This window comes from Pseudomonas kitaguniensis (assembly GCF_049199985.1).
Taxonomy (GTDB): Bacteria; Pseudomonadota; Gammaproteobacteria; order Pseudomonadales; family Pseudomonadaceae; genus Aquipseudomonas; species Aquipseudomonas kitaguniensis.
Genome location: NZ_JBLZPT010000018.1, coordinates 37270 through 61165 on the forward strand (window position 1 = coordinate 37270; position 23896 = coordinate 61165).

The window sequence follows — 23896 nt, forward strand, 5'->3', positions numbered from 1 at the left end:
ACCATGGCACGCGTTCTGATCGTCGACGATTCGCCGACTGAAATGTACAAACTCACCGGCATGCTCGAAAAGCACGGCCACCAGGTTCTCAAGGCTGAAAACGGCGCGGACGGCGTGGCCCTGGCGCGCCAGGAAAAACCCGATGCGGTGCTGATGGACATCGTGATGCCGGGCCTTAATGGTTTTCAGGCGACGCGCCAGTTGTCCAAAGAGCCTGAAACCAACGGCATTCCAATCATCATCATCACCACCAAAGATCAGGAAACCGACAAAATCTGGGGCGCGCGCCAAGGCGCCAAGGACTACCTGACCAAACCTGTGGACGAAGAAACCCTGATCGCCACCCTGAACAAGGTGCTGGCCGGCTGACGGCACGCCATCATGACCGAGTCGCAAACCGCCTTCGAGCTGCTGCTGGGCATCGACAACCGCTGCCGCCTTTTGGCCGCCGACCTGCCGTCCCAGGAAGCTCGCTTGCAGCGTTGGAGCGGGATCGGCTTTCGCCTGGGGCCGCATGCGTACGTGGCGCCCATGGGTGAAGTCGCCGAGGTGCTGCATGAGCCGCGCTGCACGGTGATGCCAAGGGTAAAACCTTGGGTCAAGGGCGTGGCGAACCTGCGCGGGCGCTTGCTGCCGGTGTTGGACTTGGGCGGTTTTCTCGGCTTTGAGCTGTCCAAGGCGCGCAAGCAACGGCGCGTGCTGGTGGTGGAATTCAATGACCTGTTTGTCGGGCTGCTGGTGGACGAGGTGGTGGGCATGCAGCATTTTGCACAAGACGCATTGTTAACGAGCGCCAGCCCCGACGCGCCGTTTATCCAGGGCCAGTTCGACGGCGACCGGCTGTGGCAGGTCTTCAGCCCCTTCGCTTTGGCCCAGGCGCCAGGCTTCATGGATGTCGCCGCATGAGCACCGCTACCACGCCCAAACCGCAAGCCGCGTCGCGCAGCCGTTCGCAGATCATCGTGCTGTTTATCGCGCTGATCGTGTTCATCATGCTGTTGTTCGCCAACTTCGCGTACCTCAACACCCAGTCCACCTACGACAAGCAGTACATCGGCCACGCCGGTGAGCTGCGCGTGTTGTCCCAGCGCATCGCCAAGAACGCCACCGAAGCCGCTGCCGGCAAGGCTGCCGCGTTCAAACTGCTGGGCGATGCGCGCAACGACTTCGCCCAGCGCTGGGGCTACCTGAAAAAAGGTGACACCGAGACCGGGCTGCCCGCCGCGCCCAACGCGGTGCGCGCAGAAATGCGCGCGGTGCAGACCGACTGGGAAGCCCTGCTGAAAAACACCGACGCGATTCTTGCCAGCGAGCAGACAGTGTTGTCGTTGCACCAAGTGGCCGCAACCCTGGCCGAGACCGTGCCGCAATTGCAGATGGAGTCGGAAAAGGTTGTCGACATCCTGCTGCAACGCGGCGCCCCGGCCAGCCAAGTGGTACTGGCCCAGCGCCAATCGTTGCTCGCTGAGCGAATTTTGGGCGCGGTCAACACTGTGCTGGCCGGCGACGAAACCTCGGTGCAGGCCGCCGATGCGTTTGGCCGTGACGCCAACCGTTTTGGTCAGGTGCTTAACGGCATGCTGCAGGGTAACGCCGGGCTGCGCATCAGCCAGGTCGAAGACCCCGATGCGCGTGCACGACTGGCCGAAATCGCCGAGCTGTTTGAGTTTGTCTCAGGCTCCGTGGATGAAATTCTCGAAACCTCGCCGCAGTTGTTTCAGGTGCGTGCGTCGGCGAGCAATATTTTCAACCTGTCGCAAACCCTGCTCGATGAAGCCTCGCACTTGGCCACCGGCTTCGAAAACCTCGCCAGCGGGCGCAGCTTCGACACCATCGGCGGCTACGTGCTGGGCCTGTTGGCGCTGACCTCGATCATCCTGATCGGTTTGGTGATGGTGCGTGAAACCAATCGCCAATTGCATGAAACCGCCGAGAAAAACGAGCGTAACCAGAACGCGATCATGCGCCTGCTGGATGAGATCGAAGACCTGGCCGACGGTGACCTCACCGTGACGGCCTCGGTGACTGAAGACTTCACCGGCACCATCGCCGACTCCATCAACTATTCCGTGGACCAGTTGCGCGACCTGGTCGCCACCATCAACCTGACGGCCGGGCAGGTCGCGGGTGCGGTGCAAGACACGCAGGCCACCGCCATGCACCTGGCCCAAGCCTCGGAGCATCAGGCCCAGCAAATTGCCGAGGCGTCGACCGCGATCAACCAGATGGCCCAGTCCATCGACCAAGTGTCGGCCAACGCTGCGGAGTCCTCGGCGGTGGCCGAGCGTTCGGTAGAAATTGCCAACAAGGGCAACGAGGTGGTGCACAACACCATCCACGGCATGGACAACATTCGCGAGCAGATTCAGGACACCGCCAAACGCATCAAGCGCTTGGGCGAGTCGTCTCAGGAAATTGGCGACATCGTCAGCCTGATCGACGACATTGCCGACCAAACCAACATCCTCGCCCTCAATGCCGCGATTCAGGCGAGCATGGCCGGTGACGCCGGGCGCGGCTTTGCCGTGGTGGCCGATGAAGTGCAGCGGCTGGCCGAGCGTTCGTCGGCCGCCACGCGACAGATTGAAACGCTGGTGCGGGCGATTCAGACCGACACCAATGAAGCGGTTATCTCCATGGAACAGACCACCACCGAAGTGGTGCGCGGCGCACGGCTGGCCCAGGATGCCGGGGTGGCGCTGGAAGAGATTGAAGGCGTGTCGAAAACCCTCGCAGCGTTGATTCAGAGTATTTCCAATGCGGCGCAGCAACAGACGTCGTCGGCCGGGCAGATTTCCCTGACCATGAACGTGATCCAGCAGATCACCACGCAAACGTCGTCGGGCTCTACCGCCACCGCTGAAAGCATCGGCAACCTGGCAAAAATGGCCAGCCAGTTGCGCCGCTCGGTGTCGGGTTTCACCTTGCCGCCGGCGCGACCGGTAGATGAGTGAAATGCCATCCGAATGTGGCAGGGGGCTTGCTCCCGATGGCGGTGTATCAGCCAATCGATCAGGTGACTGACCCACTGCTATCGGGAGCAAGCCCCCTCCCACAGTAGATCTCCGTTTACCTGGAAATACCTGCTGGGCAAGAACACACGCAACCCACGAATTTTAAGCGGAGCAGTTATGGTTGATCGGCACGACTACGTGGCCCTCGAATGGGTCAAGGGCGACATTGCCGAAACCCTGAAACAGGCCCGTTCGGCGCTCGACGCATCTGTCGAAACACGCGACGGCGACGCCCTCGGCGAGTGCCTGGCCGGCATCCACCAAGTGCATGGCGCGTTGCAAATGGTCGAGTTCTACGGCGCGGCGCTGTTGGCCGAAGAGATCGAAGAGCTGGCCCTCGCCCTGCAAGCCGAGCGCGTCAGCCAGCGCGACGAAAGCATCCGCCTGTTGCAACAAGCCCTCAGCCAATTGCCGCTGTACCTGGACCGCGTGCACAGCGCCCGCCGCGACCTGCCGCTGGTGGTGTTGCCGCTGCTCAACGACCTGCGCAGCGCACGCGGTGAAAGCCTGCTGTCGGAGACCAGCCTGTTCAGCCCGCAACTGCTGTCGATTGCGCCATTACCCGATGAGGCGCTGGCGCAACGCATGGCGCCCGACCTGAGCAGTCAACTGCGCCAGTGGCATCAATTGCTGCAACAGGCCTTGGCCGGTTTGCTGCGCGAAGACCACGGCCCGAGCAACCTTGAAGACATGGCGCGGGTTTTCGCGCGGCTTGAGGCGCTGTGCCAGGGCGCGCCGCTGTTGCCGTTGTGGCAAGTCACCTCGGCGCTGGTCGAAGGCATGCTCACCGGCGTGATCGCCAACAGCCCGGCGCTGCGCAGCCTGCTCAAAGCCTGCGACAAACAACTCAAGCGCCTGCTGGCCCAAGGTATTGGCGGCATCAACCAGCCGGCGCCGGATGAATTACTCAAAAGCCTGTTGTTCTATGTGGCCAAGGTCACCCGGCCGACGCCGCGCATGCAAAGCCTCAAGGAGCGCTACGGTCTTGATGAGGCCTTGCCCGACAGCGCCGTGGTCGATGCCGAGCGCGCGCGGCTGGCCGGGCCGGATCGCAATGCCATGGGCTCGGTGCTCGGCGCCTTGTGCGAGGAACTGGTGCGGGTCAAGGAACGCCTCGACCTGTTCGTGCGCAGTGACCGCCAACACACCCGCGACCTTGAGGCGCTGCTGGCGCCGTTACGCCAAATCGCCGACACCCTGGCGGTACTCGGCTTCGGCCAGCCGCGCAAGGTCATCATCGACCAACTTGCGGTGGTGCTGAGCCTGGCTCAAGGCCAGCGCGAGCCCAACGATGCGGTGCTGATGGACGTCGCCGGCGCGTTGCTCTATGTCGAAGCCACGCTGGCGGGCATGGCCGGCACGGTGGAGCCGGAAAGCCGCGAAGAAAGCCGCTTGCCCACCACCGACCTGACCCAGATTCACCAGTTGGTGATCCGCGAATCCTGCCAATGCCTGCGCCAAGCCAAAGAGCTGGTGATTGATTGCGTTGAAGCCCACTGGGACCGCCAGCGTCTGGAGTCACTGCCGGAGCTGCTAAGCCAGGTGCGCGGTGCGTTGGCGATGATTCCGCTGCCGCGTGCCGCGAGCCTGATGCGCGGCTGTAGCGCTTACGTCGATGAACAATTAATGCTCAACGACGCCGCGCCTGCGTTGGCGCAGCTGGAGCATTTTGCCGACGTGGTCAGCGGTCTGGAGTACTACCTGGAGCGCATGCTCCAAGACCCCGACGCGGCTGGCGAACGGGTGCTGGAGCTGGCCACTCAAGGCCTGGCCGCCCTCGGCTACCTGCCCGCGCAGAAACCGTGGCGTCAGGCACTGGCCGCACCGGAAGGCACGCTGGCAGCCGAGGGCGCACCGAGCCAATCGCAGTTCGACGCACTGGCCAGCCCCACGTCGCGCCTGAACCCGCCGGCGCTGCAGCGCCCCGGTAGCCTGTTGCCGCCGCCGGACGGTGAAGAACCGATTGACGACGAGCTGCGCGAAGTCTTCCTCGAAGAAACTGACGAAGTGCTTGAGGCGCTGCACCGCCACCTGCCGAACAGCGCCGACAAAACCGCACAAGGTGAAATGCGCCGCGCGTTCCATACCTTGAAAGGCAGTGGCCGCATGGTGCGCGCGCTGGTGCTGGCGGAGCTGGCCTGGGCCGTCGAGAACCTGCTCAACCGCGTGCTGGAGCGCAGCGTGGCGCTGAGCCCCGAGGTGCAACGGGTGTTGGATGACGCGGTGGCCCTGCTGCCGGAATTGATCGCCGATTTTGCCACCGATGCTCAGCGTCAGCGCGACGAGGTCGATACCCTGGCCGCGCGCGCCCACGCCTTGGCCAGCGGCGCTGAACCCTCGGCCGCCGAAGCGCACGACCCGATGTTGCTGGAGATCTTCCGCAACGAAGCGCAGAGCCATCTCGATAGCCTCAACCACTTTTTGCAACAAGCCGCCGAACACGTACCGTTGCAAGTCAGTGATGAACTGCAACGCGCACTGCACACGCTTAAGGGCAGCGCCTACATGGCGGGCGTGCTGCCGATTGCCGAGCTGACACGGCCGCTTGATCACCTCACCCGCGAGTACAAGGCCCACCGCTTGCCGCTGGACCTGGACGAAGTGGCGTTGCTGCTGGAAGCCGAAAACCTCTTCCAGTTGGGGCTGCGCCAACTGGGCAATGACCCGCTGGTGCCGATCAGGGGCGCCGCCGACGTGATCAGCCGCACGCAGAGCCTGCTCGATCAAAAGCTTGAAGCGCTGCTCGACGCACCCAACACCGGGCTGCGTATCAAGCGCGACCCGCAGTTGATCACAGGCTTTTTGGCCCAAGGCATGGATATTTTGCTGGATGCTGAAAGCCTGCTGCGCGGCTGGCAACAACACCCCGGCGAGCGCCAGGAACTGACCGCGCTGCTGGATGAGCTGACCACGTTGGGGCAGGGCGCGCACGTCGCCGACCTGCACGCCATCGACGAAGTGTGCGAAGCCTTGCTCGACCTCTACGGCGCCGTGGAAGAAAGCAGCCTGGCGGTCAGCGAACGGTTCTTTCAGGAAGCCGAACAGGCGCATGAAGCACTGATCAACATGCTCGACCAACTCGCGGCCGGCCAGGAAATCAGCCCCGCGCCCGCGCGTGTGCGGGCCTTGCGTGAATTGCTCGATGAAGCCCTCGACCCGTCCGCCACCGGCCTGATCACAAGCGACGGCAGCCGCGCGCTGAGCATCTCCGAACTGGGCGCCGCCACCGCGCAGTTGGACCAGAGCATGGCGATTGACGACGAGATCGTTGAGATCTTCCTGGAAGAGGCGGTCGACATTCTCGACAGTGCCGGGCAGTCGCTCAAACGCTGGTTGCTGGAGCCCGATAGCGTGGCGCCGTTGTCGTCATTGCAACGCGATTTGCACACGCTCAAAGGCGGCGCGCGCATGGCCGAAATAGGCCCGGTGGGTGACCTGGCCCAGGAGCTGGAATGCCTGTATGAAGGCTTGGTCGACCGCCGCTACAGCTACTGTGCAGAACTGTCTTTGCTACTGATGGCCAGCCATGAGCGGTTGGCATTGCAGTTGGATCAACTGCAAGACCACCAGGCCCTGAGCGACTCCAGCGAGTTGGTCGGCCAACTGCGCGCGTTCCGCCAGAGCAACACGCCGGCTGCCCCGGTAATTGCCGCCGAGGCGCCAGGGGCTGATCCCGAGCTGCTGGAAATTTTCCTGGAAGAAGCCGCCGATATTCTCGACAGCTCAAACAGCGCGTTGCTGCGCTGGCAGGCCGAGCCGAATAATCGCCAAGAGGTGGAAACCCTGCTGCGCGACTTGCACACCCTCAAGGGTGGCGCGCGCATGGTCGAGATCGGGCCGATTGGCGACCTGGCCCATGAGCTGGAGTTTCTGTACGAAGGCCTGTCTGCCGGTTTGCTCGCACCTTCGCTTGAACTGTTCGCGTTGCTGCAAGATTGCCATGACCGCCTGGCGCAGATGATCGATGCAGTGGCGGGTGGTTTGCCGGTAGGCCCGGTGGATCAACTGATCGAGCGCATCAAAAGCCTGCTGCACCCGAGCGATGAGCCGTTGGCCCCGGTAGCGTTGCCGGCGGGCAAGGCCGAAGCGCCGGTTGATCCTGCGGCCGACATGGTAAAAATATCCGCCGACTTGCTCGATGAGCTGGTCAACCTGGCCGGTGAAACGTCGATTTTTCGTGGCCGCATCGAGCAGCAGGTCAACGACGCGAGCACCGCCCTCAATGAGGTCGAAACCACCATTGAGCGCATGCGCGACCAACTGCGCCGCCTCGACACCGAAACCCAGGGGCGCATCCTCAGCCGCCAACAGGCCGAGGCCGAGCGCCTGGGTTATGAAGAATTCGACCCGCTGGAAATGGACCGCCACTCACAGTTGCAGCAGTTGTCGCGCGCGCTGTCCGAGTCGGCCTCAGACCTTCTGGACCTTAAGGAAACCCTCGACCGGCGCAACGCGGACGCGCATAACCTGTTGCAGCAACAGGCGCGCATCAACACCCAATTGCAGGAAGGCCTGATGCGCACGCGCATGGTGCCGTTTGAACGCATGGTGCCGCGCCTCAAGCGCATCGTGCGCCAAGTGGCGCAAGAGCTGGGCAAGGACGTGGATTTCGTGGTCGGCAACGCCGAGGGCGAGATGGACCGCAACGTGCTGGAACGCATGGTCGCGCCGCTCGAACATATGCTGCGCAACGCCGTCGACCATGGCCTGGAGCCTCGCGAGGCGCGCTTGCTGGCGGGTAAGCCGGCGAAGGGGCGCATCACGCTGGACCTGACCCACGAAGGCGGTGATATTGTTTTCGACATGCGCGACGACGGTGCCGGCGTGCCCCTCGACGCGGTGCGGCGCAAGGCGATCAAGCGCGGCTTGCTCAGCCCTGATCAAGAGATCAGTGACCGCGATGTGCTGCAGTTCATTCTGCAACCGGGGTTTTCCACCGCCGAAAAAATTACGCAAATTTCCGGGCGCGGCGTGGGCATGGACGTGGTGCACGAAGAAGTGCGCCAGTTGGGCGGCTCGATGTTCATTGATTCTACGTCGGGCGTGGGCGTGCACTTTCGCGTGCGCCTGCCGTTTACCGTGTCAGTCAACCGGGCGCTGATGGTGCACTGCGCAGACGATCAATACGCGATCCCGATCAACACCATCGAAGGCTTGGTGCGTGTGCTGCCCCACGAACTGGCCGGGCACTATCAGCAAGACCCGCCGCGTTATGAATACGCTGGCCAGCGCTACGAGTTGTTTTACCTCGGCGACCTGCTGCACACCGTCGCCCGCCCGAAATTACTCGGCCAGTACCAGGCCGTGCCGGTGCTGCTGGTGCACTGCAATGAGCGGCGTGTGGCGGTGCACGTGGACGCCATGGCCGATACCCGGGAAATCGTGGTCAAGGGCCTTGGGCCGCAGTTTGCGGGCGTGCAGGGTGTGTCGGGCGCGACCATTCTGGGTGATGGCCGCGTGGTGCTGATCATCGATTTGCTCGCGCACATTCGCGCGCGGCAACCGGCCTTGCCGGCCCAAACAGTCGACGCACCGCTGGCGCTCAACGACCCGCTGAAAAAGCGCCCGCTGCTGGTGCTGGTGGTGGACGACTCGGTCACCGTGCGCAAAGTCACCAGCCGCCTGCTGGAGCGCAACGGCATGAACGTGCTCACCGCCAAAGACGGCATCGACGCCATCGCCCTGCTTGAGGAACACACGCCGGACCTGATGCTGCTCGACATCGAAATGCCGCGCATGGACGGTTTTGAGGTGGCCATACAGGTGCGCAACGACCCGCGGCTGATGCGCCTGCCGATCATCATGATCACCTCGCGCACTGGCCAAAAACACCGCGACCGCGCCATGGCCATCGGCGTCAACGACTACCTTGGCAAGCCGTATCAAGAGTCGGTGCTGCTCGAAAGCATCGCCTATTGGAGCAAGCCCGATGCTTGACCACCGCACCCGCCAACTCACCGGCCTGCTGCTGCCCCTGGCTGATCGCAACCTGGTGCTGCCCAACGTCGCCATCGCCGAGCTGATCGACTTCCAGCGCGGCGAACCCGCCAGCGACGCGCCGCCATGGTATTTGCGGCAAGTGACCTGGCGTGATCGGCAATTGCCGCTGATCAGCTTTGAAGCGGCGTGCGGCGAAGCGATCATGACCGGCGAGCGCTCGCGCATCGTCGTGCTGAACGCACTGGGCGGGCGGCCGACGCTGAAGTTTATCGCGCTGGTGATACAAGGCATTCCACGCTCGTACAAGCTCGACAGCCAGTTGAGTTACGTCGACGTGCCGCTGTGCCCGCTGGAGCTTGCGGCAGTGCAAGTGGGCGAACACGTGGCGAAAATACCCGACCTCATGGGCTTGGAAGCGCTGCTGGTCGAGTCTGGCCTGGCCTGATCCGCCATTCTCTAGTGTGGGAGGGGGCTTGCTCCCGATGGCGACCTGTCAGTTGATACAGATGCAGCTGACCCACCTCCATCGGGAGCAAGCCCCCTCCCACATTTATTTCCTGTGCCTGGCAGACCGAGCCCGCTACTCAATGCGCGCAAACCGCTCAATCACCGGCTGCTCCCGATGTTCGGCCTGCCATAAGTCATAGGCACTTTGCATGGCCCCATGGCGGCTAGTCTTAGTTCCGTCATCGAAAAGCGGTGACACGGACGTGCAAGCCCGACGAAACTGTTTAGGCGTAAAAACGCCCAGCCAACCACGGGCTTTTTTTGTGCTCTCTGCTTTATGGCGGCTGCACGCAGGAGGTCCTCGGACCTGCTGGGTGTCCTGAACAGGCCCGGTCTTGCACACCTGCGCACGGTCGCCACCCTCATTCGCGTGCAAGCGAACGATGGCGCTCCTTATTAACTGTTTAGGAGCTTAATCATGGTCAAACCCACTCCAAATCCGCCTGCCCAACTGTTCACCGTAAACCCCCATCAAAACACCGAAGCCGTGCTGGTCAACGCCAGCGAAACCTTGTCTTCTCTCAACGCAATGACCTGCAATCTAGCCTTCAACCTGGACACCGCCCAGCGCGCGACGATGCTGGCGATTCAGCAAATGGCAGAGTTGGCGCAGTTACTGGTCGACAGAGCGCTGGAGCAAGTCAGCCCTTCACCCGAATCAAAAAATGGTCCCCTATAGGGGACTGATACCTGGCAGATGCCACAGATCAACTGTGGGAGGGGGCTTGCTCCCGATGGCGACCTGGCAGTTGACACCATTCAACTGACCCACCTGATCGCACCGCGCGCGGTAAAGATCCTCGACCCACTGCCGATAGCCAAGGGAGTTTTTCGATGGAAGTATCGACGCAATGTGGCTATTGGATGGGTTCGCCTGGCTGTACAACCTCAATCGGTTTACCGGTGCCTTGCTCATGTGGTTTGTGGTGCTGGTGCTGACGGCCGCTGTGACCATGAACGTTCAGTCCAACCGCGGCAAGCTGTGGGGGTTCATGGTTTCGTGCGCAGGCGCGGTGTTTATTCTGGTGTACCTGGAAAGTCTCAAGCTCATCGGTGCCGACAACGCGATCAAAGGGGTTGTGAGCAATTTTGTGGTCATGACGCTGGGCGGCCTCGGCTCGGGCCTGCTGGCGGTGGCTATATCCCAAGGCCCAAGCAACGATGAAGATGAGCAGGCGCGGGGTTTCATCCGTAACCGCCTGTTGGACGCCCTCGAATATGCCTTTGTGTTTGTCGGAATTTGCTCATTCACCGTGTTCGCGATCGGCCTGCCACTCAGTTTGCTGGAGTGGCCTCCCGTCGCAGAGCAGGACCTGTTAAGCCTGCTGATCGTGTGTCTGGGCGCCTTGCTTGGTTACGCGATCGTCTCCCGTCCAAGTCGCCTGCAAAACTGGGAGCAACTGGGTGCAGGCGCGCTGGTGGCGCTGCTCGTGCTGCTGTTGCCGGTGTACGGCCAGGCACTGTCGGGCCTTTGGCAATGGAGTGCGGCGGCGGTTGTGGGGCTGCACATCTTCGCCGCCGTGGCGCTGTTCAGGACGTTATGGTTCCATCGCAGCGAATGGCGAAGAAGATTAAGCCCGTATTCATTGAGTCATCATTAACCCCGCCGTAACGATCCAGCGCTGAGCTTGATTGATAGCCCCGCCGTTCACTCCTAAGGTACAGCCCACGACAGCAAACCCGTGGAGCGACCATGACAACAACCATCACCCCCGACTCGCGCTGGACGCGGCGGCGCGACGAGAAGCAGCGGCGCCTCGGGCTGGTCAAGCAGTTTGCCGACGGGGCGGTGTTGCCCAGTGACAAGATCGTCGAAGCCCTTGAGGCGCTGATCCTGCCCGGCGACCGCGTGGTGCTGGAAGGCAACAACCAGAAGCAGGCCGACTTTCTGTCGCGCTCCCTGGCCAAAGCCGACCCGGCCAAGCTCCACGATTTGCACATGATCATGCCGAGTGTCGGCCGTTCCGAGCACCTCGACCTGTTTGAAAAAGGCATCGCGCGCAAACTGGATTTCTCGTTTGCCGGCACCCAATCACTGCGCATCAGCCAGTTGCTCGAAGACGGGTTGCTGGAAATCGGCGCGATCCACACGTACATCGAACTCTACGCACGGCTGGTGGTGGACCTGATCCCCAACGTGGTGCTTTCCGCCGGCTTCATGGCCGACCGCGCGGGCAATATCTACACCGGTGCCAGCACCGAAGACACGCCTGCGCTGATCGAGCCCGCCGCGTTCAGCGATGGCATCGTGATCGTGCAGGTTAACCAGCTGGTGGATGATGTCAGCGAATTGCCACGCGTCGACATCCCGGCCAGTTGGGTGGACTTTGTGGTGGTGGCCGACAAGCCGTTCTACATCGAACCGCTGTTCACCCGCGACCCGCGCCACATCAAGCCGGTGCATGTGCTGATGGCGATGATGGCGATCCGTGGCATCTACGAAAAACACAACGTGCAGTCGCTCAACCACGGCATCGGCTTCAACACCGCCGCCATCGAATTGATCCTGCCCACCTACGGCGAATCCCTCGGCCTGAAGGGCAAGATCTGCCGCAACTGGACACTCAACCCGCACCCGACGTTGATCCCCGCCATCGAAAGCGGTTGGGTGCACAGCGTGCATTGCTTCGGCACCGAACTGGGCATGGAAAACTACATCGCCGCGCGGCCGGATGTGTTCTTCACCGGGCGCGACGGCTCGATGCGCTCCAACCGGATGGTTTGCCAACTGGCTGGCCAATACGCGGTCGACCTGTTCATCGGCGCCACCCTGCAAGTCGACGGCGACGGCCATTCCTCCACGGTGACGCGGGGTCGCCTCGCAGGTTTTGGTGGTGCGCCGAACATGGGCCACGACCCGCGCGGCCGTCGCCACAGCACGCCGGCGTGGCTGGATATGCGCCACGACGACGCGCCTGAAGCCTTGCTTGAGCGCGGCAAAAAGCTCGTGGTGCAAATGGTCGAGACCTTCCAGGAAGGCGGCAAGCCGACCTTCGTCGATACCCTCGACGCGGTGGAAGTGGCGCGCAAAAGCGGCATGCCGCTGGCACCGATCATGATCTACGGCGACGACGTTACCCACTTGCTGACCGAAGAAGGCATCGCCTACCTGTACAAAGCGCGCTCGCTTGAAGAACGCCAGGCGATGATCGCCGCCGTCGCCGGGGTGACCGCCATCGGCATGCGCCATAACCCCAAAGACACCGCGCGCATGCGCCGCGAAGGCTTGATCGCGTTGCCGGAAGACTTGGGCATCCGCCGCACCGACGCCACCCGCGAACTGTTGGCCGCCAAGAGCGTGGCCGACTTGGTGGAATGGTCCGGCGGCCTGTACAACCCACCCGCCAAGTTCAGGAGCTGGTAAATGCGCGCCCTTAAACTGCACGAACTGAGCCTGGCGGATCGCCTGGCAGATAGGGCCGTGGAGGCGTTGATCGATGAGGCTGACTTGTCGCCAAAACCTGCCTTGGTCGACCGTCGCGGTAACGGCGCGCACAGCGATTTGCACCTGGGGCTGATGCACGCCTCGGCGCTGTCGCTGTGGCCGATGTTCAAGGAAATGGCCGAAGCCGCGCTTGAATGCGGTGAAGTCGGCTTGCCCTTGCGCGAAGCCCTCGGGCGTATTGGTCGCGAAGGCGAGCAGGCAATGCTCGTCACTACCGGCGGCGTGAACACCCATCGCGGCGCCATCTGGGCCCTCGGGTTGCTCACGGCGGCGGCCGCTCTGGCACCTCGCGCCATCACCTTGAACGCTGCCAGGCTTGCCTTGCTCAACGACCGCTACGCCCCGCAACCTCTGAGCCACGGTGCTCAGGTTGCGCAACGCTACGGCGCACGCGGTGCGCGGGAAGAAGCGCAGCTCGGCTTCCCTGCGGTGATGCAACGCGGCCTGCCGCAACTGCACAAAAGCCGCCTGCAAAACGCCGGCGAACAGAACGCGCGCCTGGATGCGTTGCTCGCGATCATGACCGAGCTGGCCGACACCTGCGTGCTTTACCGCGCGGGCACCGAAGGCTTGCACGCCATGCAACGCGGCGCGCAGGCAGTGTTGGAGGCCGGCGGCAGCGCAAGCCTCGCCGGGCGCCGCCAACTGCACGAACTCGACCAACACCTGCTGGCCCTGAATGCCTCCCCCGGTGGCGCCGCTGACCTGTTGGCCGCCTGCCTGTTTCTCGACCGCCTCGACGGAGCGTTTTGATGGAAACCTTAACCTTTGAATTCCCCGCCGGGCAGCCGCCAAAAGGCCGTGCGCTGGTAGGTTGCGTCGGTTCCGGCGACCTTGAAGTGCTGCTGGAGCCGGGCACGCCCGGCACGCTGACGATTCAGGTGCAGACCTCGGTGAATGGCGCCGAACAGCGCTGGCAGCATCTGTTCGAACGAATCTTTCAGGAGCAGACGCCCCCGGCATTGAAGATTGACATCCACGACTTCGGTGCGACGCCCGGCGTGGTGCGCTTGCGCTTGGAGCAGGGTTTCGAGGAGATCGGCCATGACTGACTTGCTGGCTAAACACAGCTTTGTCGAACTCGGCGCGCGGCAGCGAGCCAAGGCGTTACTCGACGCTGGCTCTTACCGTGAACTGATCGACCCATTCCAACGCGTGATGTCGCCGTGGCTGAGCCGCCAAGGCGTGGTGCCTCAGGCCGACGACGGCGTGGTGATCGCCAAGGGCAACATCGCCGGTTTGCCGGTGGTGGTGGCCGCCATCGAAGGCAACTTTCAAGGCGGTAGCCTCGGTGAAGTCGGCGGCGCAAAAATCGCCGGTGCACTGGAGCTGGCCGCCGAGGACAACCGCAAGGGCATCCCCACGCGTGCGGTGCTGTTGCTCGAAACCGGCGGCGTGCGCTTGCAGGAAGCCAACCTGGGCTTGGCCGCGATTGCCGATATTCACGCGGCGATTGTCGACCTGCGCCAGTATCAGCCGGTGATCGGTGTGGTGGCAGGCAGCGTCGGGTGTTTTGGCGGCATGTCCATCGCCGCCGGGTTGTGCAGTTACCTCGTGGTCACCCGTGAAGCGCGGCTTGGCCTCAACGGCCCACAGGTGATCGAGCAGGAAGCGGGCCTGGAAGAATACGATTCGCGCGACCGCCCGTTTATCTGGAGCCTGACCGGCGGCGAGCAGCGTTTTAACAGCGGCCTGGCCGACCGTTATGTGGCCGACGATGTGGCGCAGGTTCAACACACCGTCAGCGCATTGTTGCAACACGGTTTACCTGACGAGCAACGCAGCCGCCGCGCCGGGTTTTACCTGGCGCGCCTGGCCGAGCTGGACGCCACACCGCAAATCGACCCGGCGACGGTGCGCGAGCTGTATCAAGGAGAACGCTCATGAGAGGGTTGCAGTGGTTCAATGCATTGAGCAACGGCGCCACGCCCGTCGACGGTTTGCCGGCGTCGCTGAAAGTCGCCGATGGCATGTTGGGCGAACACGCCGTGCGCTTTATCGCCGTGGTCACCGATGAACACAACCGCTTCCCGCGCGCGCGTAATGGCGAGGTCGGTTTGCTCGAAGGTTGGGGCTTGGCCAAGGCGGTGGACGCCGCCATCGAGCGTGGCGACCAGCGCCCGATTATCGCCATCGTCGATGTGCCCAGCCAAGCCTATGGCCGTCGCGAAGAAGCCCTCGGTATTCACCAGGCGCTGGCCGCTGCTGCCGACAGCTACGCGCGCGCTCGGTTGGCCGGGCACCCGGTGATCGCGCTGTTGGTGGGCAAGGCCATGTCCGGCGCGTTTCTGGCCCACGGCTACCAGGCCAACCGCCTGATCGCCCTGCGTGACCCCGGCGTGATGGTGCACGCGATGGGCAAGGCATCGGCGGCGCGAGTGACCTTGCGCAGTGTCGAAGAGCTGGAAGCCCTGGCCGCCAGTGTGCCGCCGATGGCCTATGACATCGACAGCTACGCCAGCCTCGGGTTGCTCTGGGAAACCTTGTCGGTCAGTCAAATTGAACAGCCCAGCGCCGATGATGTGGCGCGGGTCGGTGATTGTCTGGCGAATGCGATCAAGGATGTACAGGCAGGCGGCAGTGATTTGCGCGGCCGCCTCGGCGCAGCCAATCGCGCCGCCTCCAGCCACGTGCGCGAACTGCTGCGGGAGCAATGGTGAACGCCCACGATTTGCTCTGGGGCATGACCCCGGCGCATCTGCCCGCCGCTGTCCCGGCGTGGGTGACCGAGGTCATCGCGGCGGGCGAGCCCGTGGTGGTACGCCGCGCGCTCACCGCGCCGGGCACGGTGGCGGTGGGCGTGCGCGGGCGCCTGCGTGAGCAACGGTTTGCGGCCGTGATGCCCACCGCAGCGATTCAGCGGCGAGTGACGCCGCAGGCGCTGCGCGAGGTGATCTCACCGCGCGATTTACCGGCGTTGCGCGCACTTGATCAACTGCGGCCGGTGTTGGCGCAGGCGCCGTGGGGCGTCACCGGTAGCGCAGGGTTTGAGTTGGCCACCGGCATTCAAGCGCTGCATGCCGGCAGCGATCTGGATTTGATTGTGTGTGCGCCCGAGCGGCTTGAACGCAGCGATGCCGAGGCGTTACTGGCGTTACTGGACACGGCGCCCTGCGCGGTAGACCTGCAACTGCAAAGCCCATTTGGCGCGTTTGCCCTGCGTGAATGGGCGGGTGGCTCACGCCGCGTGCTGCTGAAAACCGCCAGCGGGGCGCACCTGGTGCTCGACCCGTGGCAGGCCGTGGCATGAGCAGCCTGCTGGTGTTTCCAGGGCAGGGCGCCCAACGGCCCGGCATGCTCCAGCGGTTGCCCGCTGAGGTGTTGGAGGAAGCCAGCAATGCGTTAGGTGAAGACGTCCGTCAGCTCGATGTGGCGCACGCTCTGGAGTCCACGCGTGCCGTGCAGCTTTGTCTGTTGATCGCCGGTGTGGCGCATGCCCGCCTGCTGCAACACACCCCGGATTACGTGGCGGGCCTGTCGATTGGCGCGTACCCGGCGGCAGTCATCGCGGGCGCCCTGGACTTTGCCGATGCGCTGAAACTGGTCAGCCTGCGCGGCGAGTTGATGCAAAACGCTTATCCACAAGGCTACGGCATGACCGCGATCATCGGCGCCGAGTTATCCACAGTCGAACAGGTGCTGGCCGACATTCACAGCCGCGAAACCCCGGTGTATTTGGCAAACATCAACGCCGACAACCAAACCGTGATTGCCGGCAGCGATGCAGCCATGCAGCGTGTGGCCGAGCGCATCAAAGGCAACGGCGTCGCCAGGCGCCTGGCGGTCAGCGTGCCGTCGCATTGCGCGTTGCTGGAGGAACCGGCGCGGGCATTGGCGCAAGCCTTCGTTACCCTCAAGACGCCGCGCATCACCTACTTGAGCAGCACCCGCGCGCGGCCGATCCACAACCCCGAACAGTTGCGCGACGACCTGGCCTTCAACATGTGCCGCGTCGTCGACTGGCGCGGCACCGTGCAAAGCGCCTATGAGCGCGGCGTGCGCCTGCAAATCGAACTGCCCCCCGGCAGCGTGCTGACCGGCCTGTCACGCCGCGTATTTGAACAAGGCACGGTGATCGCCTGTGAAGGCGCGCGCCTGGACACCTTGCAGGCCCTGCTGCAAGAGGAGGAGCGCCGCCACCGATAAAGCATCACCCAAGGCTTTCGAAGCACAAAAACAACAATTTCGATCGAGCACTTTGAGGATAACAACAATGATTATTTACGGTGTGGCCCTGCTGGCAATCTGCATGCTGGCGGGCGTGATACTGGGTGACATGCTCGGCGTGTTGCTCGGCGTTAAATCCAATGTGGGCGGGGTGGGCATCGCGATGATCCTGCTGATCTGCGCGCGCCTGTGGATGCAAAAGCGCGGCGGCATGACCAAGGATTGCGAGATGGGCGTGGGCTTCTGGGGCGCGATGTATATCCCGGTGGTCGTCGCCATGGCCGCGCAACAAAACGTGGTTACCGCCTTGCACGGCGGCCCGGTGGCGGTGCTGGCGGCCATCGGTTCGGTGGTGGTGTGTGGTTGCACCATCGCCCTGATCAGCCGTACTCACAAAGGCGAACCGTTGCCCGATGAAGAACCGCTGATTGCGCCGACACCTGTTGCGGGGGGCCGCTGATATGTGGCCTCTGATTGAAAAAGGCTTGGTGAATAACGGCCTGGTCACCGCGTTCGCGTTCGTCGGCGTGGTGATGTGGGTGTCGGTGGTGCTGTCCAAGCGCCTGACCTTCGGGCGCATTCACGGCTCGGCGATTGCCATCGTGATCGGCTTGGTGCTGGCCTGGGTGGGCGGCACGCTGACCGGCGGGCAAAAAGGCTTGGCCGACGTGGCGCTGTTCTCGGGTATTGGCTTGATGGGCGGCGCCATGCTGCGTGACTTTGCCATCGTCGCCACGGCGTTTGAAGTGCAAGCCACCGAAGCGCGTAAAGCGGGGATGATCGGTGTGATTGCGCTGCTGCTCGGGACGATTCTGCCGTTTATTGTTGGCGCGAGCATGGCCTGGGCGTTTGGTTACCGTGATGCGATCAGCATGACCACCATCGGCGCGGGGGCGGTGACCTACATCGTCGGCCCGGTGACCGGTGCCGCGATTGGCGCGACCTCGGACGTGATGGCGCTGTCGATTGCCACCGGTTTGATCAAGGCAATTCTGGTGATGGTCGGCACGCCGGTGGCGGCGCGTTGGATGGGCCTGGATAACCCGCGTTCGGCCATGGTGTTTGGTGGTTTGGCCGGCACCGTGAGCGGTGTGACCGCAGGCTTGGCCGCGACGGATCGGCGGTTGGTGCCGTATGGCGCGTTGACCGCGACGTTCCACACCGGGCTTGGCTGCCTGCTCGGGCCGTCGCTGCTGTACTTCATCGTGCGTGGTTTGGTCGGCTAAATTCGGGAATGTGAGTGCCTGGTCTGGCCCCATCGGGAGCAAGCCCCCTCCCACAGTTGATCGGGTTTGCATGCCCCTATTTGGACTGCAGCCCAGTGTGTGAGGCAAGAAAGCCTCTCAGATTTGATCGGGCTTGCATGCCGATATTTGGACTGCAGCCCAGTGTGGGAGGCAAGAAACCCTCTCAGATTTGATTGGATTTGCATGCCGATAGTTGGACTGCAGCCCAATGTGTGAGGCAAGAGACCCTCTCAGATTTGATTGGATTTGCATGCCGGTAGTTGGACTGCAGCCCAATGTGTGAGGGAAGAATCCCCTCACAGATTTGATTGGGTTTGCATGCCGATATTTGGACTGCAGCCCAGTGTGTGAGGCAAGAAAGCCTCTCAGATTTGATTGGGTTTGCATGCCGATATTTGGACTGCAGCCCAGTGTGTGAGGCAAGAATCCCCTCACAGATTTGATTGGCTTTGCATGCCCCTATTTGGACTGCAGCCCAGTGTGTGAGGGAAGAATCCCCTCATAGATTTGATTGGGTTTGCATGCCCCTATTTGGACTGCAGCCCAATGTATGAGGCAAGAAACTCTCTCAGATTTGATTGGATCTGTACGCCGATATTTGGACTGCAGCCCAATGTGGGAGGGGGCTTGCTCCCGATGGCTTTGTGTCAGGCTGGCACCTGCCGATTGGCGTACATCCGGCATTCTGCCAACAGCGCGAGCAAGTTCGGGTCGCGCTCTTTGGCTTTCAAGAACACTACGCCAATGTGCTGCTGCAACCGATACCGGGGTTGCAGCGGTATCAGCTTCACGCGGTTCTCATACACCGCCGCAATCCTTCCCGGCAGCAACGCGTAACCCACCCCCGAGCTGACCATACTCAACAGGGTGAAGATGTCGTTCACCTGCATCGCCACCTTCGGCTCGAACCCCGCTTGCTTGAACACACGGTTGCCATCCTGGTGGGTGGCGAAGCCTTGAGTGAGCGTGATGAACGTAGCGTCACGCACGTCGGCGAGGTCGATTTGCTGCTCGCGGTCGAACGGCGAATCCGCCGGGGTGGCCAAAAAGATGTCGTCGGTAAACAGCGCAATCTGTTCGCAGTCGGGGTCGTTGGCGCGCTCGTCGAGGGAGATGAGGATAGCGTCCACTTCCATGTTCTTGAGCTTGTACAGCAGGTCGAAATTGGAACCCAGAATCAGGTCGATGTTGAGTTCGCTGCGGCGGATTTTCAGGCCCATGATCAGTTGCGGCACGGTCTTCACCGTCAGCGAATACAGCGAGCCGAGCTTGAAGCGCTCGGCGGAAAAACCGGCAGCTTCGCGGGTCAGGCGCACGCTGTCGACCACGTCGGCCACCAGCTTTTGCGCGCGCTCTTCCAGCACATAGGCGCTTTCCAGCGGGGTGAGGTTGCGCCCTTCGTGTTTGAACAATGGGCAGCGCAGCGCGTTTTCCAGCGAGTGGATGGCGCGGTGCACGCTGACGTTGCTGGTGTGCAACTCGGCGGCTGCGCGGGCCAGGTTGCCGGTGCGCATGAACGCCAGGAAGATCTCGAGCTTCTTGAGGGTGAATTCTTCGTCGATCAGCATGGCCGTGGCTCTTGTTCGAATGCGCTCGATTGTGCCCCGATAACAACGGTCTTGCACTCTGCTGCGCAACGCTGGACCCTTATAGGTGAATCGCTAACGAGAGCTGGAGGTCAGTGGCACATGTATCACGGGGAACGATTCAACGCCTGGAGCCATTTGCTCGGGGCGGTTGCAGCCTTTGTTGGCGCAGTGTGTATGTTGGTGGTGGCGAGCCTGGACGGCAGCCCCTGGAAGATTGTCAGCGTGGCGATTTATGGCTTTACGCTGCTGGTGCTGTACAGCGCGTCGACGGTGTACCACAGCGTGCGCGGGCGGCGAAAAGAGATCATGCAGAAGGTCGATCACTTCTCGATCTACCTGCTGATCGCCGGCAGCTACACGCCGTTCTGCCTGGTCACGTTAAGAGGCCCGTGGGGGTGGACGCTGTTCGGTATTGTGTGGGGGCTGGCGGTGATCGGCATTCTGCAAGAGATCAAGCCGCGCTCCGAGGCACGCATTCTGTCGATCGTGATTTACGCGGTGATGGGCTGGATCGTGCTGGTGGCGGTCAAGCCGCTGATCGCTGCGCTGGGGACGGCGGGGTTTGTGTGGCTGGCGTCGGGCGGGGTGTTGTACACCGTGGGCATTATCTTTTTTGCCCTGGAGGATCGCCTGCGGCATTCCCATGGGATCTGGCATCTGTTTGTGATCGGCGGGAGTTTGCTGCATTTCGTGGCGATCATGCATTACGTGCTTTAACCGCCAACCCGTGCAAAAGGTGGGAGGTGGCGTGCTCCCGATAGCGGTGGGCCGGCCCGTACATTTGCCGTCTGATACACCGTCATCGGGAGCAAGCCCCCTCCCACATTTCACTGGGTACCACTGAGATACCGAGTCGCCTGCACAATGCTGCTGCCACCTTCTTGACTGGGTTTGCACAGCAGGGTTAGAAGTCGCCCCACAGTTGTTGCGCCACGGCCAGCGCCACCACTGGCGCGGTTTCGGTGCGCAGCACGCGCGGGCCGAGGCGGGCGGCATGGAAGCCGGCGCGTTGGGCGGTGTCGACTTCAAGGTCGGTCAAACCGCCTTCAGGGCCGATCAAGAAGGCGAGGCTGGCAGGCTTCGCATGGCTGACCAGCGGCTCGGCCACCGGGTGCAATACCAGCTTCAAATCCGCCTCGGCCTGCTTCAGCCAGTCCGCCAGCAACAGTGGCGGGTGAATCACCGGCACTGTGGAGCGCCCGCATTGCTCGCACGCGCTGATCGCCACTTGGCGCCAGTGCAACAGGCGCTTGTCGGCACGTTCGTCCTTGAGGCGCACTTCACAGCGGTCGCTGAAAATCGGCGTGATTGCATTCACGCCCAGTTCGGTGGCTTTCTGAATCGCCCAGTCCATGCGCTCACCGCGCGACAGGCCCTGGCCGAGGTGGATATGCAGCGACGATTCAGCCTGGCCGGCGAAGTGTTCGGTGAGTTGCACGCTGACGCGCTTTTTGCCGACTTCCAGCAACGTGCCCAAAAACTCCTGGCCGGAGCCGTCGAACAGTTGCACGGCGTCGCCTTCGTTCATGCGCAACACGCGGCTGATGTAATGCGCCTGGGCTTCCGGTAATTCGAACTCGCCGAGGCTCAGCGGGATGTCGGTGAAAAAGCGGGACAGTCTCATTTCTGTTCTCTGAAAAATGTACGAAGCCTAAAGGGCGGCAGTGTTCAGTGTGACGGGCATGCTTATTGTGGCAAACAGGCCCGCTCACCACGCTAGCCGGTTCGCCCTGGATTACCGATTAGCCCGGATCACGGAAGCCTGGGTGAAAGTCCTTGGGCACGGCCACGCTGACGTTGCTGTTGGTCGCAATATCAATCCCTTCACTGGCCACTTCAGCCAAAAAGTCGATCTGCTCCGGCGTGATCACATACGGCGGCAAGAAGTACACCACGCTGCCCAATGGCCGCAACAGCGCGCCGCGCTCCAGAGCGTGTTCGAACACCTTCAAGCCACGGCGTTCCTGCCACGGGTAGGCGGTTTTGGTGGCTTTATCCTGGACCATCTCGATCGCCAGCACCATGCCGGTCTGGCGCACTTCCGACACGTGCGGGTGGTCCACCAGGTGCGCGGTGGCGGTGGCCATGCGCTGGGCCAGGGCCTTGTTGTTCTCGATGACGTTGTCTTCTTCAAAAATATCCAGCGTCGCCAGGGCCGCCGCGCACGCCAGCGGGTTACCGGTGTAGCTGTGCGAGTGCAGGAAGGCGCGCAGGGTTGGGTAGTCGTCGTAGAACGCGTCGTACACATCGTCGGTGGTGACCACCGCCGCCAAGGGCAGGTACCCGCCGGTGAGCGCTTTGGACAGGCACAGGAAATCCGGGCGGATGCCGGCTTGTTCACAGGCGAACATAGTGCCGGTGCGGCCGAAACCCACGGCGATTTCGTCGTGAATCAGGTGCACACCGTAACGGTCGCAGGCTTCACGCAGCAGCTTGAGGTACACCGGATGGTACATGCGCATGCCGCCGGCGCCCTGAATCAGCGGTTCGACGATCACCGCCGCAACGCTGTCGTGATTCTCGGCGAGGGTCTGTTCCATGGCCTTGAACAGGTTGCGCGAGTGTTCTTCCCAGCTCATGCCCTCGGGGCGCAGGTAGCAATCCGGGCTCGGCACCTTGATGGTGTCGAGCAGCAGCGCCTTGTAGGTTTCGGTAAACAGCGGCACGTCGCCCACCGACATCGCGGCAATGGTTTCGCCGTGGTAGCTGTTGGTCAGGGTGACGAAGCGCTTTTTGTTCGGCTGGCCACGGTTGAGCCAGTAGTGAAAGCTCATCTTCAACGCGACTTCGATGCACGACGAACCGTTGTCGGCGTAAAAGCAGCGCGTCAGGCCTTCGGGCGTCATCTTGACCAGGCGCTCCGACAGCTCAATCACCGGCTGGTGGCTGAAACCCGCGAGTATCACGTGCTCCAACTGGTCCACCTGGTCTTTGATGCGCTGGTTGATACGCGGGTTGGCGTGGCCGAACACATTGACCCACCAGGAGCTGACAGCATCAAGGTAGCGCTTGCCTTCGAAGTCTTCCAGCCAAACGCCTTCACCGCGCTTGATCGGGATCAGCGGCAGTTGCTGGTGGTCTTTCATCTGGGTGCAGGGATGCCACAGCACCGCGAGGTCGCGTTGCATCCACTGGTTATTCAAGCCCATCGTCTATCTCCTCGAAGCGGCCCTGCGGCCGGCGCAGGTGAAACAATCGCGCAAGCCTATGCAATGCCAGGCTGTGCCACAACCCATTGCAGGCCTGAAGGATGAATTCGCCGTAAACGCAGGACGATCTGTCACGTTTCTTGGGAATAGTCCTTAATTGATTGTTAACGTACTGTGCATAATCTCAAGATCGTATTTCTCGATAGTTCAAAGCGAAATTTTCGGCTTTAATCCGATAGGTAAATCGCTAGTCTTTGGCACAGCTAATACGGAAGTTGGGACATGCAGTTACGTAATTCATCGGCCCGCTATGGGTGGGTCAGCATTGTTTTGCACTGGGGCGTAGCCTTGGTAGTGTTCAGTTTGTTCGCGCTGGGCTTGTGGATGGTCGGCCTCGACTACTACAGCACCTGGCGCAAAGAGGCGCCCGACCTGCACAAAAGCATTGGCATCACGCTGTTCGCCATCATGCTGATACGCATCGTCTGGCGCCTGTTTAGCCCGCCGCCGCCCGCGCTGGCCAGCTACAGCCGTTTGACGCGTATTGGGGCTGCGTTCGGCCATGCGTTCCTGTATGTCGGGCTGTTTGCCGTGATGATTGCCGGTTACCTGATTTCCACCGCAGACGGTGTCGGTATTCCGGTGTTTGGCCTGTTTGAGATTCCTGCCGTGGTTTCCGGGCTACCGGACCAGGCAGACACCGCCGGCGTGGTGCATTTGTACCTCGCCTGGGTGTTGGTGGTCTTCGCCGGTTTGCACGGCCTGGCTGCCTTGAAACACCACTTTATCGATCGTGATGCGACCCTCACGCGAATGCTGGGGCGCAAAGCCTGATGTT

At 62.3% G+C, this 23896-nt stretch carries 21 protein-coding genes and 1 pseudogene; 18 read left to right on the forward strand and 4 right to left on the reverse strand.

Going from position 1 to position 23896, the window contains the following annotated elements; translation table 11 throughout:
* Positions 1-3: 3 nt before the first annotated feature.
* From pilH to ACOZK9_RS20185, 5 genes are all read left to right on the forward strand, one after another.
* Positions 4-369: a twitching motility response regulator PilH gene (gene pilH / locus ACOZK9_RS20165; protein WP_014720320.1), complete on the forward strand. Its 366-nt coding sequence runs from the start codon at positions 4-6 to the stop codon at positions 367-369.
* 12 nt (positions 370-381) lie between these two features.
* Complete coding sequence (locus ACOZK9_RS20170; protein WP_421556412.1) at positions 382-906, forward strand: chemotaxis protein CheW; 525 nt, start codon at positions 382-384, stop codon at positions 904-906.
* Positions 903-2954: a methyl-accepting chemotaxis protein gene (locus tag ACOZK9_RS20175; RefSeq protein WP_058414535.1), complete on the forward strand. Its 2052-nt coding sequence runs from the start codon at positions 903-905 to the stop codon at positions 2952-2954. Before ACOZK9_RS20170 ends, ACOZK9_RS20175 begins: the two co-directional genes overlap by 4 nt.
* Before the next feature lie 177 nt (positions 2955-3131).
* Positions 3132-8951: an Hpt domain-containing protein gene (locus tag ACOZK9_RS20180; RefSeq protein WP_421556413.1), complete on the forward strand. Its 5820-nt coding sequence runs from the start codon at positions 3132-3134 to the stop codon at positions 8949-8951.
* Positions 8944-9399, forward strand: a complete 456-nt coding sequence (locus ACOZK9_RS20185) for a chemotaxis protein CheW (protein ID WP_058414533.1) — start codon at positions 8944-8946, stop codon at positions 9397-9399. Before ACOZK9_RS20180 ends, ACOZK9_RS20185 begins: the two co-directional genes overlap by 8 nt.
* Positions 9400-9534: 135 nt before the next feature.
* Here the strand turns inward: ACOZK9_RS20185 and ACOZK9_RS20190 are convergent.
* Positions 9535-9615: pseudogene (locus ACOZK9_RS20190) on the reverse strand (HigA family addiction module antitoxin); the annotation flags it as partial.
* 264 nt (positions 9616-9879) lie between these two features.
* Between ACOZK9_RS20190 and ACOZK9_RS20195 the strand changes: the two are divergent.
* The 11 genes from ACOZK9_RS20195 (at position 9880) to madM (ending at position 18299) form a co-directional block, all read left to right on the forward strand.
* Entirely contained in the window at positions 9880-10140 is a 261-nt protein-coding gene (locus tag ACOZK9_RS20195; RefSeq protein ID WP_152747142.1) for a DUF6124 family protein, read from the forward strand.
* A gap of 172 nt (positions 10141-10312) precedes the next feature.
* Positions 10313-11062 carry a hypothetical protein gene (locus ACOZK9_RS20200; RefSeq protein ID WP_421556414.1) on the forward strand — a complete coding sequence of 250 codons (750 nt, stop codon included), beginning with the start codon at positions 10313-10315 and terminating at the stop codon, positions 11060-11062.
* A gap of 92 nt (positions 11063-11154) precedes the next feature.
* Positions 11155-12825: a malonate decarboxylase subunit alpha gene (mdcA, locus tag ACOZK9_RS20205; RefSeq protein WP_058414531.1), complete on the forward strand. Its 1671-nt coding sequence runs from the start codon at positions 11155-11157 to the stop codon at positions 12823-12825.
* The gene (locus ACOZK9_RS20210; RefSeq protein ID WP_421556415.1) at positions 12826-13659 is read left to right on the forward strand and encodes a triphosphoribosyl-dephospho-CoA synthase; all 834 of its coding nucleotides are present in this window, start codon (positions 12826-12828) and stop codon (positions 13657-13659) included.
* A complete protein-coding gene (locus ACOZK9_RS20215) occupies positions 13659-13958 on the forward strand; it encodes a malonate decarboxylase subunit delta (RefSeq protein WP_058414529.1) in 300 nt (99 codons plus the stop codon). The genes ACOZK9_RS20210 and ACOZK9_RS20215 overlap by 1 nt, the downstream gene beginning before the upstream one ends.
* On the forward strand, positions 13951-14793 hold the full coding sequence (locus tag ACOZK9_RS20220) for a biotin-independent malonate decarboxylase subunit beta (protein WP_122251149.1): 843 nt from the start codon (positions 13951-13953) through the stop codon (positions 14791-14793). The genes ACOZK9_RS20215 and ACOZK9_RS20220 overlap by 8 nt, the downstream gene beginning before the upstream one ends.
* The gene (gene mdcE, locus ACOZK9_RS20225) at positions 14790-15566 is read left to right on the forward strand and encodes a biotin-independent malonate decarboxylase subunit gamma (RefSeq protein ID WP_421556416.1); all 777 of its coding nucleotides are present in this window, start codon (positions 14790-14792) and stop codon (positions 15564-15566) included. The genes ACOZK9_RS20220 and mdcE overlap by 4 nt, the downstream gene beginning before the upstream one ends.
* Positions 15560-16156, forward strand: coding sequence for a malonate decarboxylase holo-ACP synthase (locus tag ACOZK9_RS20230; RefSeq protein WP_152750398.1), 597 nt, complete (start codon positions 15560-15562; stop codon positions 16154-16156). Before mdcE ends, ACOZK9_RS20230 begins: the two co-directional genes overlap by 7 nt.
* Positions 16153-17052: a malonate decarboxylase subunit epsilon gene (mdcH, locus tag ACOZK9_RS20235; protein WP_421556417.1), complete on the forward strand. Its 900-nt coding sequence runs from the start codon at positions 16153-16155 to the stop codon at positions 17050-17052. Before ACOZK9_RS20230 ends, mdcH begins: the two co-directional genes overlap by 4 nt.
* A gap of 67 nt (positions 17053-17119) precedes the next feature.
* Positions 17120-17533, forward strand: coding sequence for a malonate transporter subunit MadL (madL, locus tag ACOZK9_RS20240; protein WP_058414524.1), 414 nt, complete (start codon positions 17120-17122; stop codon positions 17531-17533).
* 1 nt (position 17534) lies between these two features.
* Entirely contained in the window at positions 17535-18299 is a 765-nt protein-coding gene (madM, locus tag ACOZK9_RS20245; RefSeq protein WP_058414523.1) for a malonate transporter subunit MadM, read from the forward strand.
* 668 nt (positions 18300-18967) lie between these two features.
* Here the strand turns inward: madM and ACOZK9_RS20250 are convergent.
* Positions 18968-19888, reverse strand: coding sequence for a LysR family transcriptional regulator (locus tag ACOZK9_RS20250; protein ID WP_058415124.1), 921 nt, complete (start codon positions 19886-19888; stop codon positions 18968-18970).
* A gap of 120 nt (positions 19889-20008) precedes the next feature.
* Here ACOZK9_RS20250 and trhA point away from each other — a divergent pair, with 120 nt between their 5' ends.
* Positions 20009-20626, forward strand: a complete 618-nt coding sequence (trhA, locus tag ACOZK9_RS20255) for a PAQR family membrane homeostasis protein TrhA (protein ID WP_058415125.1) — start codon at positions 20009-20011, stop codon at positions 20624-20626.
* Positions 20627-20813: 187 nt separating this feature from the next.
* Here the strand turns inward: trhA and ACOZK9_RS20260 are convergent, their stop codons facing one another.
* Positions 20814-21533, reverse strand: a complete 720-nt coding sequence (locus ACOZK9_RS20260) for a 16S rRNA (uracil(1498)-N(3))-methyltransferase (RefSeq protein WP_421556418.1) — start codon at positions 21531-21533, stop codon at positions 20814-20816.
* Between the two features lie 118 nt (positions 21534-21651).
* Positions 21652-23058, reverse strand: coding sequence for an adenosylmethionine--8-amino-7-oxononanoate transaminase (locus tag ACOZK9_RS20265; protein ID WP_122251146.1), 1407 nt, complete (start codon positions 23056-23058; stop codon positions 21652-21654).
* 282 nt (positions 23059-23340) lie between these two features.
* Here ACOZK9_RS20265 and ACOZK9_RS20270 point away from each other — a divergent pair, with 282 nt between their 5' ends.
* Complete coding sequence (locus ACOZK9_RS20270; RefSeq protein ID WP_421556419.1) at positions 23341-23892, forward strand: cytochrome b; 552 nt, start codon at positions 23341-23343, stop codon at positions 23890-23892.
* Positions 23893-23896: the final 4 nt, after the last annotated feature.

Excerpts from the sequence above, each read along its gene's own strand:
- pilH (WP_014720320.1), top strand. The coding sequence starts at position 4 with ATGGCACGCGTTCTGATCGTCGACGATTCGCCGACTGAAATGTACAAA.
- ACOZK9_RS20170 (WP_421556412.1), top strand. The coding sequence starts at position 382 with ATGACCGAGTCGCAAACCGCCTTCGAGCTGCTGCTGGGCATCGACAAC.
- ACOZK9_RS20175 (WP_058414535.1), top strand. The coding sequence starts at position 903 with ATGAGCACCGCTACCACGCCCAAACCGCAAGCCGCGTCGCGCAGCCGT.
- ACOZK9_RS20180 (WP_421556413.1), top strand. The coding sequence starts at position 3,132 with ATGGTTGATCGGCACGACTACGTGGCCCTCGAATGGGTCAAGGGCGAC.
- ACOZK9_RS20185 (WP_058414533.1), top strand. The coding sequence starts at position 8,944 with ATGCTTGACCACCGCACCCGCCAACTCACCGGCCTGCTGCTGCCCCTG.
- ACOZK9_RS20195 (WP_152747142.1), top strand. The coding sequence starts at position 9,880 with ATGGTCAAACCCACTCCAAATCCGCCTGCCCAACTGTTCACCGTAAAC.
- ACOZK9_RS20200 (WP_421556414.1), top strand. The coding sequence starts at position 10,313 with ATGTGGCTATTGGATGGGTTCGCCTGGCTGTACAACCTCAATCGGTTT.
- mdcA (WP_058414531.1), top strand. The coding sequence starts at position 11,155 with ATGACAACAACCATCACCCCCGACTCGCGCTGGACGCGGCGGCGCGAC.
- ACOZK9_RS20210 (WP_421556415.1), top strand. The coding sequence starts at position 12,826 with ATGCGCGCCCTTAAACTGCACGAACTGAGCCTGGCGGATCGCCTGGCA.
- ACOZK9_RS20215 (WP_058414529.1), top strand. The coding sequence starts at position 13,659 with ATGGAAACCTTAACCTTTGAATTCCCCGCCGGGCAGCCGCCAAAAGGC.
- ACOZK9_RS20220 (WP_122251149.1), top strand. The coding sequence starts at position 13,951 with ATGACTGACTTGCTGGCTAAACACAGCTTTGTCGAACTCGGCGCGCGG.
- mdcE (WP_421556416.1), top strand. The coding sequence starts at position 14,790 with ATGAGAGGGTTGCAGTGGTTCAATGCATTGAGCAACGGCGCCACGCCC.
- ACOZK9_RS20230 (WP_152750398.1), top strand. The coding sequence starts at position 15,560 with ATGGTGAACGCCCACGATTTGCTCTGGGGCATGACCCCGGCGCATCTG.
- mdcH (WP_421556417.1), top strand. The coding sequence starts at position 16,153 with ATGAGCAGCCTGCTGGTGTTTCCAGGGCAGGGCGCCCAACGGCCCGGC.
- madL (WP_058414524.1), top strand. The coding sequence starts at position 17,120 with ATGATTATTTACGGTGTGGCCCTGCTGGCAATCTGCATGCTGGCGGGC.
- madM (WP_058414523.1), top strand. The coding sequence starts at position 17,535 with ATGTGGCCTCTGATTGAAAAAGGCTTGGTGAATAACGGCCTGGTCACC.
- ACOZK9_RS20250 (WP_058415124.1), bottom strand. The coding sequence starts at position 19,888 with ATGCTGATCGACGAAGAATTCACCCTCAAGAAGCTCGAGATCTTCCTG.
- trhA (WP_058415125.1), top strand. The coding sequence starts at position 20,009 with ATGTATCACGGGGAACGATTCAACGCCTGGAGCCATTTGCTCGGGGCG.
- ACOZK9_RS20260 (WP_421556418.1), bottom strand. The coding sequence starts at position 21,533 with ATGAGACTGTCCCGCTTTTTCACCGACATCCCGCTGAGCCTCGGCGAG.
- ACOZK9_RS20265 (WP_122251146.1), bottom strand. The coding sequence starts at position 23,058 with ATGGGCTTGAATAACCAGTGGATGCAACGCGACCTCGCGGTGCTGTGG.
- ACOZK9_RS20270 (WP_421556419.1), top strand. The coding sequence starts at position 23,341 with ATGCAGTTACGTAATTCATCGGCCCGCTATGGGTGGGTCAGCATTGTT.